This is a genomic window from Pseudomonas sp. Y24-6 (assembly GCF_020295325.1).
Taxonomy (GTDB): domain Bacteria; phylum Pseudomonadota; class Gammaproteobacteria; order Pseudomonadales; family Pseudomonadaceae; genus Aquipseudomonas; species Aquipseudomonas gregormendelii.
The window spans coordinates 317,244-331,897 of sequence record NZ_JACBXG010000003.1; the positions used below are offsets into that span (position 1 = coordinate 317,244).

Consider the following 14,654-nt stretch of genomic DNA (forward strand, 5'->3'; position numbering starts at 1 on the left):
CGGGGGGCTTACGATTCGGTGCGGCCGCTGATGCGCTGGCCCCAGGCCTTGGCGGTGGCACACAGGTGCTCTTCGTCAAGGCGGGTCAGGCGACGGTCGTCGAGCAATTGCTTGCCGGCGACCCACAGGTGTTTCACGCAGTCGCGACCGGTGGCATATATAAGCTGCGAAACCGGGTCATACACGGGTTGTTGCGCCAGCCCGGACAGATCGAACGCCACGATGTCCGCCGCCTTGCCGACTTCCAGCGAACCCACTTCGGCATCAATCCCCAGCGCCCGGGCGCCGTTGAGCGTGGCCATGCGCAGTGCACGATGGGCATCCAGGGCGGTGGCCGAGCCGGCGACGGCCTTGGCCAGCAGCGCAGCGGTGCGGGTCTCGCCGAGCAGATCCAGGTCATTGTTGCTGGCGGCACCATCGGTACCCACGGCGACATTGACCCCGGCCTGCCATAAACGCTCCATCGGGCAGAATCCGCTGGCCAGCTTGAGGTTCGACTCGGGGCAGTGAATAACGTTGGTATTGCTTTCTACCAGCAGTTGCAGGTCTTCATCGCTGATCTGGGTCATGTGCACCGCCTGGAAGCGCGGCCCCAGCAGTCCCAGGCGAGCGAGCCGGGCCAGCGGGCGTTCGCCGCGCTGTTCTACCGACTGCTGCACTTCAAAAGCTGTCTCATGCACGTGCATGTGAATGGAGGCATCGAGCTCTTCGGCGATCACGCGGATTTTCTCCAGGTTTTCGTCGCCCACCGTGTAGGGTGCATGGGGGCCGAAGGTGATCCTGATGCGCTCATGGTGCTTGAGATCGCCAAACAGCTCCACGCCCTGACGAATGGCTTCGTCCGCCGTGCTGGCGCCGGGAATGGGGAAGTCGAGGATCGGAATGGCGATTTGCGCGCGAATACCGCTGTTGTGCACGCGCTCGCTGGCAACCTTGGGGAAGAAGTACATGTCAGAGAAGCAGGTGATGCCGCCTTTGATCTGTTCGGCGATTGCCAGGTCGGTGCCGTCACGCACGAAGTCTTCATCGACCCACTTGGCTTCGGCGGGCCAGATGTGGTTTTCAAGCCACGTCATCAGGGGCAGGTCATCGGCCAGGCCACGGAACAGCGTCATGGCCGCATGGCCGTGGGCATTGATCAGGCCCGGGCTGAGCAGCATGTCCGGCAATTCCCGTACTTCGCGGGCCTCAAGCTTCAATGCTGCGCTGCGTGGGCCGATAAATACGATGCGCCCTTCGCGGATGCCGATGGCGTGCTCCTTGAGGACTACGCCAGCGGGTTCGACGGGTACCAGCCAGGTCGGCAGCAATAACAGGTCGAGCGCAGCGGCAGTGTTCGGCATCGAGGATCGGTTCCAGGGCTTTTGTAAAGGATGGCGAAGTATACCCGAGCGTCTTGGCGGGGGGATCGCTATAATCGGCGGCTTTGTTTCTGAGTGCGGGGTGAATAATGCGCGATCGACTGTTGGCTGCGGAGAAAGTGAAGGCCATCGATTGGCGCGATGGCGCCCTGTACCTGCTGGATCAGCGTGTTCTGCCGTTCGAGGAAACCTGGATCGCCTATACCGACGCCGCCGGTGTCGCCGAGGCCATTCGCTCGATGGTGGTGCGTGGCGCCCCGGCGATTGGCATCAGTGCGGCCTATGGCATCGTGCTGGCGGCGCGCGCCCGGGTTGCCCAAGGCGGCGACTGGTATGCGGCGCTGGAAGAGGATTTTGCCCTGCTGGCCGACTCTCGACCTACTGCGGTCAACCTGTTCTGGGCCCTGGGGCGCATGCATGACCGGCTTGATCGCGTGAAGAGTCAGGCTGACCCGCTGGCGGCACTGGAAGCTGAAGCCATTGCCATTCACGAAAGTGATCGCGAAGCCAACCTGACCATGGCGCAACTGGGTGTGGACCTGATCCGCAAGCACCAGGGTAACGCCCAGGCGATCCTCACCCATTGCAACACCGGCGCGCTGGCCACTGGCGGGTTCGGCACGGCGCTGGGGGTGATCCGCGGTGCGTTCATCGAAGGCATGGTCGAGCGCGTCTATGCCGACGAAACCCGGCCATGGCTGCAGGGCTCCCGGCTGACGGCCTGGGAGCTGGCCAATGAAGGCATCCCGGTGACGGTCAATGCCGACTCGGCGGCAGCGCATATCATGAAGACCAAGGGCATTACCTGGGTCATCGTCGGCGCTGACCGGATCACGGCCAATGGCGATGTGGCGAACAAGATCGGCACCTATCAGCTGGCGGTCAATGCCATGCACCACGGCGTGCGCTTCATGGTGGTGGCGCCGAGTTCGACCATCGACATGCAACTGGCGAGCGGCGACGACATTCCGATCGAGGAGCGTGACGGGCGCGAGTTGCTGGAAGTCGGCGGCAAGCGGGTCGGGGCCGATGTCGATGCGTTCAACCCGGTGTTTGACGTGACGCCTGCGGACCTGATCGATGCGATCGTGACTGAAAAAGGCATCGTCGAACGTCCGGACACCGCGAAGATGGCGCAGTTGATGTGCCGCAAGCGTCTGCATTGATTATTAGTGGCGTTCCACGGGACGCCATCGCCAGCAGGCTGGCTCCCACAGGGTTTGTGATCGATTCAGATCAGTGCGGGGTCAGCCTGCTGGCGACTAGGGTTTGAAAGTCAGTAAGGCTGGTTCTCACCGGGTTTGTGATCGATTCAGATCAGTGTGGGGCCAGCCTGCTGGCGACTAGGGATTGAAAGTCAGTAAGGCTGGTTCTCACAGCGTTTGTAATCGATTCAGATCAGTGTGGGGCCAGCCTGCTGGCGACTAGGGTTTGAAAGTCAGTAAGGCTGGTTCTCACAGGGTTTGTGATCGATTCAGATCAGTGTGGGGCCAGCCTGCTGGCGACTAGGGTTTGAAAGTCAGTAAGGCTGGTTCTCACAGAGTTTGTAATCGATTCAGATCAGTGTGGGGCCAGCCTGCTGGCGACTAGGGTTTGAAAGTCAGTAAGGCTGGTTCTCACAGGGTTTGTAATCGATTCAGATCAATGTGGGAGCCAGCCTGCTGGCGACTAGGGTTTGAAAGTCAGTAAGGCTGGTTCTCATAGGGTCTGTGACCGATTCAGATCAATGTGGGAGCCAGCCTGCTGGCGATTAGGGTCTGAAAGTCAGTAAACCTTCGTAATTCGGCGCCTGATTCTGCATTTTCAGCAGCTCTGAGCCTCTCTCGTCTCCTTCAAGCCCGCCACCAGTCAACTAACTACACTCCATGCGCATCAGGGGGATAGGTGCGTGGCGGCTCTTGTGATAACATTCGGCGGTTTCCAAGGTAGCCCGATGCGGCTGCCTTTACTGCGCAGATCCATGTCATAACTCGTGATTTGTCGTAAGTCGGTGCATGGCACTCAGCCTGCAGCGGCGAGCTTCGTTCGTCCCATATGGATGTGACGAGGTTTCACCAGAAAAAGGAATCAGGCTTCTCATGGGCGAACTGGCCAAAGAAATCCTCCCGGTCAATATCGAAGACGAGCTGAAGCAGTCCTACCTCGACTACGCAATGAGCGTAATTGTCGGGCGGGCACTGCCGGATGCGCGCGATGGCTTGAAGCCCGTGCACCGGCGTGTGCTGTTCGCGATGAGCGAGCTGGGCAACGACTTCAACAAGCCGTACAAGAAATCTGCCCGTGTTGTCGGTGACGTGATCGGTAAGTATCACCCGCACGGTGATACCGCGGTGTACGACACCATCGTTCGGATGGCGCAGCCATTCTCGCTGCGCTACCTGCTGGTAGACGGCCAGGGCAACTTCGGTTCGGTGGACGGCGACAACGCCGCGGCCATGCGATACACCGAAGTGCGCATGACCAAGCTGGCGCACGAGCTGCTGGCTGACCTGCATAAAGAAACCGTGGACTGGGTGCCGAACTACGACGGCACCGAAATGATCCCGGCGGTCATGCCAACCCGTATTCCCAACCTGCTGGTCAACGGCTCCAGCGGTATCGCCGTGGGCATGGCGACCAACATCCCGCCACACAACCTCGGTGAAGTCATCGACGGTTGCCTGGCCCTCATCGACAACCCTGAGTTGACCATCGATGAGCTGATGCAATACATCCCGGGTCCGGACTTCCCGACCGCCGCGATCATCAACGGTCGCGCCGGCATCATCGAAGCCTACCGTACCGGTCGCGGGCGCATCTACATGCGTGCCCGCTCCACGATCGAAGACATCGACAAGGTCGGTGGTCGCCAGCAGATCGTCATCACCGAACTGCCCTACCAGCTGAACAAGGCCCGGCTGATCGAGAAGATCGCCGAGCTGGTCAAAGAGAAGAAGCTCGAAGGCATCACCGAACTGCGCGACGAGTCCGACAAGGACGGTATGCGCGTCGTGATCGAGCTGCGTCGCGGCGAAGTGCCTGAGGTGATCCTCAACAACCTCTACGCGCAGACCCAGCTGCAAGCAGTGTTCGGTATCAACATCGTCGCGCTGATCGACGGCCGCCCGCGGATCCTGAACCTCAAGGACCTGCTGGAAGCCTTCGTTCGTCACCGTCGCGAAGTCGTTACCCGTCGTACCGTGTTCGAACTGCGTAAAGCCCGCGAACGTGGTCACATCCTGGAAGGTCAAGCGGTTGCCCTGTCGAACATCGACCCGGTCATCGCCCTGATCAAGGCTTCGCCGACACCATCGGAAGCCAAGGAAGCCCTGATCAAAACTGCGTGGGAATCTTCCGCCGTGGTTGCGATGGTCGAACGCGCCGGTGCTGACTCTTGCCGTCCAGAGACCCTGGACCCGCAATACGGCCTGCGCGAAGGCAAGTACTTCCTGTCGCCAGAGCAGGCGCAAGCCATCCTGGAACTGCGCCTGCACCGCCTGACCGGTCTGGAGCACGAGAAGCTGCTGGCCGAATACCAGGAGATTCTCAACCAGATCGGCGAGCTGATCCGCATCCTCAACAGCGCCACGCGCCTGATGGAAGTGATCCGCGAAGAGCTGGAAGTGATTCGCGCCGAATACGGCGACGTGCGTCGCACCGAAATCCTCGATGCCCGTCTCGACCTGACCCTGGGTGACATGATCCCGGAAGAAGAACGCGTCGTGACCATCTCCCACGGTGGCTATGCCAAGACCCAGCCATTGGCTGCGTACCAGGCCCAGCGTCGTGGCGGTAAAGGCAAGTCGGCCACCGGCGTCAAGGATGAGGACTACATCGCTCACCTGCTGGTAGCCAACAGCCACACCACGCTGCTGCTGTTCTCCAGCAAAGGCAAGGTGTACTGGCTCAAAACCTACGAAATCCCGGAAGCGTCCCGCGCTGCCCGTGGTCGTCCGCTGGTCAACCTGCTGCCGCTGGACAGTGATGAATACATCACCACCATGCTGCCGGTCGAGGAATACACCGAAGGTCACTTCATCTTCATGGCGACTGCCAAAGGCACCGTGAAGAAGACCCCGCTGGAATCCTTCAGCCGTCAACGCAGCGTTGGCCTGATCGCGCTGGAGCTGGATGAAGGCGACGTATTGATCAGCGCCGCGATCACCGACGGCGAGCGTGAAGTCATGCTGTTCTCCGACGGCGGCAAGGTCACTCGCTTCAAGGAATCCGACGTACGTGCCATGGGCCGTACGGCCCGCGGCGTGCGCGGCATGCGCCTGCCAGAAGGGCAGAAGCTGATTTCGATGCTGATCCCTGAAGAAGGCAGCCAGATCCTCACCGCTTCGGCGCGTGGTTACGGCAAGCGCACGGCGATCTCCGAGTTCCCTGAGTACAAGCGTGGTGGTCAGGGCGTCATCGCCATGGTCAGCAACGATCGCAACGGCCGCCTGGTTGGCGCGGTTCAGGTACTCGATGGCGAGGAGATCATGCTGATTTCCGACCAGGGCACCCTGGTTCGTACCCGAGTCGACGAAGTATCCAGCCTGGGTCGTAACACCCAGGGCGTGACCCTGATCAAGCTGGCCAGCGACGAAACGCTGGTAGGCCTGGAGCGGGTTCAGGAGCCGTCGGAAGTCGAGGGCGAAGAACTGGAAGAAGGTGAAGAAGGTGCAGTGTTCGACGGTGAAGTCGTGATCGACGACGCTGGTGAAGACCAGCAACTCGATGCCGCTGCTGACGAAGAGCCACAAGAGTAAGTGGACACACAGGGGGGGCGGATGAAAATTCGCCCCCTTGTTGTTTGTCTCTCTGGAATTAATGATGCCTGTAGGAGCGAGCTTGCTCGCGATGGACGTCAACGATGCCCCGGGTTTTCTGATTAAACGCGGCGTCTTCGAATCCATCGCGAGCAAGCTCGCTCCTACAGTTGATCGCGCCAGCCATTGGCGGGACGATCACACCGTACTATTGCGTGACTACCACCAAATCAGAGCGAGATTGGATGTGAGCAAGAGAGCCTATAACTTCTGTGCCGGTCCTGCGGCGCTTCCTGAAGCTGTCCTGAAGCGCGCTCAGGGTGAACTCCTTGATTGGCATGGCAAGGGCCTGTCGGTCATGGAAATGAGCCATCGCAGCGATGAGTTCGTGTCCATCGCCACCAAGGCCGAGCAGGATCTGCGTGATCTGCTCAATATCCCCTCCAACTACAAAGTGCTGTTCCTGCAGGGGGGCGCCAGCCAGCAATTCGCCCAGATTCCGCTGAACCTGCTGCCGGAAAGCGGCTCTGCCGACTACATCGACACCGGTATCTGGTCGCAAAAAGCCATCGAAGAAGCTTCGCGCTACGGTCACGTCAACGTTGCCGGCACTGCCAAGCCCTACGACTACTTCGCCATTCCTGGCCAGAACGAGTGGCAGCTGTCCAAAGACGCCGCTTACGTTCACTACGCCCCGAACGAAACCATCGGCGGCCTGGAATTCCAGTGGGTCCCGGAAACCGGTGACGTCCCGCTGGTTGCCGACATGTCCTCGGACATCCTCTCGCGTCCAATCGATGTGTCGCGCTTCGGCATGATCTACGCCGGCGCCCAGAAGAACATCGGGCCGAGCGGTATCGTGGTCAACATCGTTCGCGAAGACCTGCTCGGGCGCGCCCGTTCCCTGTGCCCGACCATGCTCAACTACAAGGTCGCTGCCGACAACGGCTCGATGTACAACACCCCGCCGACTCTGGCCTGGTACCTGTCCGGCCTGGTGTTCGAATGGCTCAAGGAGCAGGGCGGCGTCGAGGCCATCGGCAAGCTCAACGAAGTGAAGCAGCGCACGCTGTATGACTTCATCGATGCCAGCGGCCTGTACAGCAACCCGATCAACAAATCCGACCGCTCGTGGATGAACGTGCCGTTCCGCCTGGCGGACGACCGTCTCGACAAGCCGTTCCTGGCCGGTGCCGACGAACGTGGCCTGCTGAACCTCAAGGGCCATCGTTCCGTGGGCGGCATGCGCGCCTCCATCTATAACGCCGTCGATATCGTTGCGGTCAACGCACTGATTTCGTACATGGCAGAGTTCGAGAAGGAACACGGCTAATGTCTGAGCAAGAACTCAAGGCACTGCGCGTTCGCATTGACGCCCTGGACACCAAGGTCATGGAGCTGATCAGCGAGCGTGCACGGTGTGCCCAGGAAGTTGCGCGAGTAAAGATGGCCTCCCTGGCCGAAGGCGAAGTGCCGGTGTTCTATCGTCCTGAGCGTGAAGCCCAGGTGCTCAAGCGCGTGATGGAGCGTAACCAGGGGCCGCTGGGCAACGAAGAGATGGCGCGGTTGTTTCGCGAAATCATGTCCTCGTGCCTGGCCCTCGAGCAGCCGCTGAAAGTGGCCTACCTCGGCCCTGAGGGTACGTTCACCCAGGCAGCTGCCATGAAACACTTCGGCCATGCAGTGATCAGCAAGCCGATGGCGGCGATCGATGAAGTGTTCCGGGAAGTGGCGGCGGGGGCGGTGAATTTTGGCGTGGTGCCGGTGGAAAACTCCACCGAAGGCGCGGTCAACCACACCCTCGACAGCTTCCTGGAACACGACATGGTGATCTGTGGCGAAGTCGAGCTGCGCATCCACCACCACCTGCTGGTCGGTGAAAACACCAAGACCGACAGTATCAGCCGCATCTATTCCCATGCCCAGTCCCTGGCCCAGTGCCGCAAGTGGCTTGATGCGCACTACCCGAACGTTGAGCGCGTGGCGGTTTCCAGCAACGCCGAAGCGGCCAAGCGGGTCAAGGGCGAGTGGAACTCGGCGGCGATTGCCGGTGACATGGCCGCAGGCCTGTACGGGCTGACGCGCCTGGCTGAGAAAATCGAGGATCGCCCGGACAACTCCACGCGATTCCTGATGATCGGCAACCAGGAAGTGCCGCCGACCGGTGATGACAAGACCTCGATCATCGTTTCCATGAGCAACAAGCCGGGCGCGCTCCACGAGCTGCTGGTGCCTTTCCACGACAATGGCATCGACCTGACTCGAATCGAGACGCGTCCTTCGCGCAGTGGTAAATGGACCTATGTGTTCTTTATCGACTTCGTCGGCCATCACCGTGATCCGTTGATCAAGGGTGTACTGGAAAAGATCAGTCAGGAAGCTGTGGCGCTTAAAGTGCTGGGCTCCTACCCCAAAGCAGTTCTCTAAGGGCGATAGCACATGAGTGGTAACTTCCTCGCTCTGGCACAGCCGGGCGTGCAACAACTTTCGCCTTACGTTCCGGGCAAGCCCGTGGACGAACTGGCACGCGAGCTGGACATCGATCCGGCCAGCATCGTCAAACTGGCGAGCAACGAAAACCCGCTGGGCGCCAGTCCCAAGGTCCTGGCCGCGATCCGCGAAGCGCTGGCCGAGCTGACCCGCTATCCGGACGGCAACGGTTTTGCCCTCAAGACCCTGCTGGCCCAACAGTGCCGCGTCGAACTGGATCAGGTGACCCTGGGCAACGGTTCCAACGACATCCTCGAACTGGTTGCGCGGGCTTACCTGGCGCCGGGCCTGAACGCGATATTCAGCGAGCACGCGTTTGCCGTTTATCCGATCGTGACCCAGGCCGTTGGCGCCGAGGCGCGAGTGATCCCGGCGAAAGACTGGGGGCACGACCTGACGGCCATGCTGGCGGCGATCGATGCCAATACCCGCGTGATTTTCATCGCCAACCCGAACAACCCGACCGGCACCTGGTTCGGCGCCGAAGCCCTGGATGAATTCCTCCAGGACGTTCCGGAGCATGTGCTGGTCGTGCTGGACGAGGCCTACATCGAATACGCCGAAGGCAGCGACCTGCCGGACGGCCTCGACTACCTGGCGGCTTACCCGAACCTGCTGGTATCGCGTACCTTCTCCAAGGCCTATGGCCTGGCGGCGCTGCGCGTTGGTTACGGGTTGTCTACCGCCGTAGTGGCCGATGTGCTCAATCGGGTGCGCCAGCCATTCAACGTCAACAGCCTCGCCCTCGCCGCGGCCTGTGCGGCGTTGCAGGACAGCGACTACCTGGCTGAAAGCCGACGCCTGAACGAAGCCGGCGTGCAGCAGCTGGAAGCGGGTTTCCGTGAGCTGGGACTGAGCTGGATCCCGTCCAAAGGCAACTTCATCTGCGTGGACCTGGGTCGCGTCGCGGCGCCGGTCTTCCAGGGGTTGCTGCGTGAAGGCGTGATCGTGCGGCCGGTGGCCAACTACGGCATGCCGAACCACCTGCGCATCACCATCGGCTTGCCTGCCGAAAACAGCCGCTTCCTCGAGGCGCTGACCAAGGTTCTGGCCCGTGGTTGATGTCACTGCACTGCAACCTGCGGCGCCTATGATCGGGCGCCTGGTGGTGGTCGGCCTGGGCTTGATCGGTGGTTCCTTTGCCAAGGGGCTGCGCGAAAGTGGCCTGTGCCGCGAAGTGGTGGGGGTCGATCTTGATCCGCAGTCGCGCAAACTGGCGGTTGAGCTGGGTGTGGTGGATCGCTGCGAAGAAGACCTGGCGCTGGCCTGTCAGGGCGCCGACGTGATCCAGCTCGCCGTGCCGATCCTGGCCATGGAGAAAATGCTCGTCCGGTTGGCCGGCATGGACCTGGGCCAGGCGATCCTGACCGATGTCGGCAGCGCCAAGGGCAACGTGGTGCGTGCGGCCACCGAGGCGTTCGGCGGCATGCCGTCGCACTTCGTGCCGGGGCATCCGATTGCCGGTTCCGAGCAGAGCGGGGTGGAAGCCTCCAATGCCGAGCTGTTCCGTCGTCATAAAGTCATCCTGACGCCGCTTGCGCAAACGGATCCGGCCGCTTTGGCGGTGGTCGATCGCCTGTGGCGCGAACTGGGTGCCGATGTCGAGCATATGCAGGTCGAGCGTCACGATGAAGTATTGGCGGCTACCAGCCATTTGCCACACCTGCTCGCATTCGGTTTGGTCGATTCATTGGCCAAGCGCAATGAAAATCTTGAGATCTTCCGTTACGCTGCCGGCGGTTTCCGCGATTTCACGAGAATCGCGGGCAGCGACCCGGTCATGTGGCACGACATCTTCCTCGCCAACCGCGAAGCTGTCCTGCGCACACTCGATACATTTCGCAGCGACCTCGACGCCTTGCGCGACGCGGTCGATGCAGGGGATGGGCACCAATTGTTGGGCGTATTCACTCGCGCCCGGGTTGCCCGCGAACATTTCAGTAAAATCCTGGCCCGCCGGGCTTATGTGGACGCTATGAACTCCAACGACCTGATTTTCCTGGCACAACCTGGTGGCCGCCTGACTGGGCGGATTCGAGTACCAGGCGACAAATCGATTTCCCACCGCTCGATCATGCTCGGCTCCCTCGCCGAAGGCGTCACCGAAGTGGAAGGTTTTCTCGAGGGCGAAGATGCCCTGGCGACCTTGCAAGCCTTCCGTGACATGGGCGTCGTGATTGAAGGTCCGCACCATGGGCGCGTGACCATCCATGGCGTCGGCCTGCATGGCCTCAAGCCTGCACCAGGCCCGATCTACCTGGGTAACTCCGGTACTTCGATGCGCCTGTTGTCCGGCCTGCTGGCTGCGCAGGACTTCGACAGCACCCTGACCGGCGATGCCTCGCTGTCCAAGCGCCCGATGAACCGCGTCGCCAACCCGCTGCGCGAAATGGGCGCAGTGATCGAGACGGCTGCCGAAGGTCGTCCGCCGATGGTCATTCGCGGTGGCAACAAGCTCAAAGGCCTGACCTACACCATGCCAATGGCCAGTGCCCAGGTTAAATCCTGCCTGCTGCTCGCTGGTCTGTACGCCGAAGGCAAGACCACCGTCACCGAGCCGGCACCGACTCGCGACCATACCGAGCGCATGCTGCGTGGCTTCGGCTACCCGGTCAGCGTCGAGGGTGCTACCGCGTCGGTCGAATCCGGGCACAAACTGACCGCTACCCACATTGAAGTGCCGGGCGATATCTCGTCTTCGGCGTTCTTCCTGGTGGCAGCGTCGATCGCTGAGGGGTCTGAGCTGGTGCTCGAGCACGTCGGCATCAACCCGACCCGTACCGGCGTGATCGACATCCTGCGCCTGATGGGCGCCGACATCACCCTGGAGAACCAGCGTGAAGTGGGCGGCGAGCCGGTGGCGGACCTGCGCGTTCGTGCAGCTAAGCTCAAGGGTATCGAGATTCCGGAAGCGCTGGTTCCACTGGCGATCGACGAGTTCCCGGTATTGTTCGTCGCAGCTGCGTGCGCCGAAGGTCGGACCATCCTGCGTGGCGCCGAAGAACTGCGGGTCAAGGAGTCGGACCGCATCCAGGTCATGGCCGACGGCCTGTTGGCGCTGGGCGTGAAATGCGAACCGACCCCGGACGGCATTATCATCGACGGCGGCCTGATTGGCGGCGGCGAAGTGCACGGTCACGGCGACCACCGGATCGCCATGGCCTTCAGCGTTGCGTCGCTGCGCGCCACCGCGCCGATTCGCATCCATGATTGCGCGAACGTCGCGACCTCGTTCCCCAACTTCCTCGCGCTGTGCGCGCAGGTCGGCATCCGCGTTGCTCAAGAGGCTCAGTCGTGAACATCAAGCCACCGGTCATTACCATCGACGGCCCAAGCGGGTCGGGCAAGGGCACCATCGCCGGCATACTGGCCAAGCGCCTGGGCTGGTGCCTGCTGGATTCCGGTGCGCTGTACCGCCTGTTGGCTTTTGCCGCACGCAATCACGGTGTCGACCTGACCAATGAAGAGTCGCTGAAGCTGCTGGCCGCTCATCTGGACGTGCAGTTCGTCGGCGCAACCGAGGGTCATCCACAGCGCATCATCCTCGAAGGCGACGATGTGACCGATGACTTGCGCAACGAACAGGTCGGCGCCTGGGCTTCCCAAGTGGCCGCCTTGCCGGCCGTGCGCGATGCTCTGCTGCAGCGCCAGCGGGCTTTTCAGGAAGCGCCGGGGCTAGTAGCCGATGGCCGCGACATGGGTACGGTGGTTTTTCCGGACGCGCCATTGAAGATTTTCCTCACCGCCAGTGCCGAGGAGCGTGCGCGCCGTCGATACTTGCAGTTGAAGGGGAAAGTCGATGGTGTTAGTCTGTCGAGTCTGCTAGATGAGATACGTGTCCGCGACGAGCGTGACACCCAGCGAGCGGTAGCCCCGCTCAAGCCGGCGGCTGACGCCATACAGCTGGATTCCACGGAATTATCCATCGACCAGGTGCTGCAACGCATCATGAGCGAGATCGCCATTCGCGATATCGCCGGGTGACCAAGAAGCGCAACAGGGGACCAGTCATAGTCCTGCAGTGCTTCTTTAAATGAACGTAACCCACGTCGTCTGGGATGTGGAGATGGGCGTATTCTTCGCCCTTATACTCAGGAATTAAAATGAGCGAAAGCTTTGCGGAACTCTTTGAAGAAAGCCTAAAAACCCTGAACCTTCAGGCAGGCTCCATCATCACCGGTGTTATCGTTGATATCGATTACCAAGCTCGCTGGGTAACCGTTCACGCTGGCCTGAAGTCTGAAGCACTCATCCCGCTTGAGCAGTTCTACAACGACGCTGGCGATCTGACTATCAATGTCGGTGACGAAGTTCACGTTGCTCTGGACTCGGTAGAAGACGGTTTCGGTGAAACCAAGCTGTCCCGTGAAAAAGCCAAGCGCGCCGAGTGCTGGATCGTTCTGGAAGCAGCCTTCGCAGCTGAGGAAGTGGTCAAGGGCGTTATCAACGGTAAGGTTAAAGGCGGCTTCACTGTCGACGTTAACGGCATCCGTGCGTTCCTGCCAGGTTCCCTGGTTGACGTCCGTCCTGTGCGCGATACCACGCACCTGGAAGGCAAAGAGCTGGAATTCAAGGTCATCAAGCTTGACCAGAAACGCAACAACGTTGTCGTTTCCCGTCGTAGCGTCCTCGAAGCCGAGAACTCCGCTGAGCGTGAAGCTCTGCTGGAATCCCTGCAGGAAGGCCAACAAGTCAAAGGTATCGTCAAGAACCTCACCGATTACGGCGCATTCGTCGATCTGGGTGGCGTCGATGGCCTGCTGCACATTACCGACATGGCTTGGAAACGCATCAAGCATCCATCGGAAATCGTCAACGTTGGCGACGAGATCGATGTCAAGGTTCTGAAGTACGATCGCGAACGCAATCGTGTTTCCCTGGGCCTGAAGCAGCTGGGCGAAGATCCATGGGTTGCTATCAAAGCCCGTTACCCAGAAAGCACTCGCGTTACCGCTCGTGTAACCAACCTGACCGACTACGGCTGCTTCGCTGAGCTGGAAGAAGGCGTTGAAGGCCTGGTACACGTTTCCGAAATGGACTGGACCAACAAGAACATCCACCCTTCGAAAGTCGTACAAGTCGGCGACGAAGTGGAAGTTATGGTTCTGGACATCGACGAAGAGCGTCGTCGTATCTCCCTCGGCATCAAGCAGTGCAAATCTAACCCATGGGAAGATTTCTCTGGCCAGTTCAACAAGGGCGATAAAATCTCCGGCACCATCAAGTCGATCACCGATTTCGGTATCTTCATTGGTCTGGACGGCGGCATCGACGGTCTGGTTCACCTGTCCGACATCTCCTGGAACGAAGTGGGCGAAGAAGCCGTTCGCCGCTTCAAGAAGGGCGACGAGCTGGACACCGTTATCCTGTCGGTTGACCCAGAGCGCGAGCGCATCTCCCTGGGCATCAAGCAACTGGAAAGCGATCCGTTCTCCGAGTACGTTCAAGAGAACGACAAAGGCGCAATCGTTAAAGGCATCGTGAAAGAAGTTGACGCTAAAGGCGCCATCATCACTCTGGCCGACGATATCGAAGCGACTCTGAAAGCCTCCGAAATCAGCCGTGACCGCGTTGAAGACGCGCGCAACGTTCTGAAAGAAGGCGAAGAAGTAGAAGCCAAGATCATCAGCGTTGACCGCAAGAGCCGTGTAATCCAGCTCTCCATCAAGTCGAAAGACGTTGAAGAAGAGAAAGAAGCAATCCAAAGCCTGCGCGACAAGCCAGCTTCGGATACCGCTGCTCCTGGTCCTACCACTCTGGGCGACCTGTTGCGTGCACAAATGGAAAAACAGAACTAAGTTCTGTCAGACCATAGAAAAAGGGCGACTTCGGTCGCCCTTTTTTGTGCCCGCAATTCAGCAACCCCCCCATTCCCCAATTCCCCCTCAATCCCGAAATATCCCCAATCCCCCCGTAGGAGCTGCCGAAGGCTGCGATCTTTTGATCTTTTGATCTTCTGATCTTCTGATCTTTATCGGCCTCACGCGCATCATCCGCTGAACCAACACCCCCATCAAACTGTCCCTTTCTTTAACAGGATCAATCGCTTATTTGCAGCTACTCTAGA

Annotated in this window: 9 protein-coding genes; 8 read left to right on the forward strand and 1 reads right to left on the reverse strand. The window is 60.2% G+C overall.

Annotation, left to right across the window (positions count from 1 at the left end):
* Window positions 1-8 precede the first annotated feature (8 nt).
* Window positions 9-1,343 (reverse strand): TRZ/ATZ family hydrolase, encoded by a 1,335-nt coding sequence (locus tag HYI44_RS07845; RefSeq protein ID WP_225569106.1) that lies wholly within the window; start codon window positions 1,341-1,343, stop codon window positions 9-11.
* 107 nt (window positions 1,344-1,450) lie between these two features.
* Here HYI44_RS07845 and mtnA point away from each other — a divergent pair, with 107 nt between their 5' ends.
* The 8 genes from mtnA to rpsA all read left to right on the forward strand — a co-directional run bounded on the left by mtnA (window position 1,451) and on the right by rpsA (window position 14,385).
* Window positions 1,451-2,527: an S-methyl-5-thioribose-1-phosphate isomerase gene (mtnA, locus tag HYI44_RS07850; RefSeq protein WP_122838021.1), complete on the forward strand. Its 1,077-nt coding sequence runs from the start codon at window positions 1,451-1,453 to the stop codon at window positions 2,525-2,527.
* Between the two features lie 912 nt (window positions 2,528-3,439).
* Window positions 3,440-6,097, forward strand: a complete 2,658-nt coding sequence (gene gyrA / locus HYI44_RS07855) for a DNA gyrase subunit A (protein ID WP_045060588.1) — start codon at window positions 3,440-3,442, stop codon at window positions 6,095-6,097.
* A gap of 247 nt (window positions 6,098-6,344) precedes the next feature.
* Window positions 6,345-7,430 carry a 3-phosphoserine/phosphohydroxythreonine transaminase gene (gene serC, locus HYI44_RS07860; protein ID WP_122838619.1) on the forward strand — a complete coding sequence of 362 codons (1,086 nt, stop codon included), beginning with the start codon at window positions 6,345-6,347 and terminating at the stop codon, window positions 7,428-7,430.
* Window positions 7,430-8,524, forward strand: coding sequence for a prephenate dehydratase (gene pheA, locus HYI44_RS07865; RefSeq protein ID WP_007908404.1), 1,095 nt, complete (start codon window positions 7,430-7,432; stop codon window positions 8,522-8,524). Before serC ends, pheA begins: the two co-directional genes overlap by 1 nt.
* A gap of 12 nt (window positions 8,525-8,536) precedes the next feature.
* Window positions 8,537-9,649 (forward strand): histidinol-phosphate transaminase, encoded by a 1,113-nt coding sequence (gene hisC, locus HYI44_RS07870; protein ID WP_225569107.1) that lies wholly within the window; start codon window positions 8,537-8,539, stop codon window positions 9,647-9,649.
* Window positions 9,650-9,677: 28 nt separating this feature from the next.
* Window positions 9,678-11,885 (forward strand): bifunctional prephenate dehydrogenase/3-phosphoshikimate 1-carboxyvinyltransferase, encoded by a 2,208-nt coding sequence (locus HYI44_RS07875; RefSeq protein ID WP_240890207.1) that lies wholly within the window; start codon window positions 9,678-9,680, stop codon window positions 11,883-11,885.
* Window positions 11,882-12,571: a (d)CMP kinase gene (gene cmk / locus HYI44_RS07880; protein ID WP_045060592.1), complete on the forward strand. Its 690-nt coding sequence runs from the start codon at window positions 11,882-11,884 to the stop codon at window positions 12,569-12,571. The genes HYI44_RS07875 and cmk overlap by 4 nt, the downstream gene beginning before the upstream one ends.
* 119 nt (window positions 12,572-12,690) lie before the next feature.
* Entirely contained in the window at window positions 12,691-14,385 is a 1,695-nt protein-coding gene (rpsA, locus tag HYI44_RS07885) for a 30S ribosomal protein S1 (RefSeq protein ID WP_045060593.1), read from the forward strand.
* The last annotated feature ends 269 nt before the right edge of the window (window positions 14,386-14,654 follow it).

Coding starts and splice junctions, on each gene's coding strand:
- pheA (WP_007908404.1), top strand. CDS start 7,430: ATGTCTGAGCAAGAACTCAAGGCACTGCGCGTTCGCATTGACGCCCTG.
- hisC (WP_225569107.1), top strand. CDS start 8,537: ATGAGTGGTAACTTCCTCGCTCTGGCACAGCCGGGCGTGCAACAACTT.
- HYI44_RS07845 (WP_225569106.1), bottom strand. CDS start 1,343: ATGCCGAACACTGCCGCTGCGCTCGACCTGTTATTGCTGCCGACCTGG.
- HYI44_RS07875 (WP_240890207.1), top strand. CDS start 9,678: ATGATCGGGCGCCTGGTGGTGGTCGGCCTGGGCTTGATCGGTGGTTCC.
- mtnA (WP_122838021.1), top strand. CDS start 1,451: ATGCGCGATCGACTGTTGGCTGCGGAGAAAGTGAAGGCCATCGATTGG.
- rpsA (WP_045060593.1), top strand. CDS start 12,691: ATGAGCGAAAGCTTTGCGGAACTCTTTGAAGAAAGCCTAAAAACCCTG.
- gyrA (WP_045060588.1), top strand. CDS start 3,440: ATGGGCGAACTGGCCAAAGAAATCCTCCCGGTCAATATCGAAGACGAG.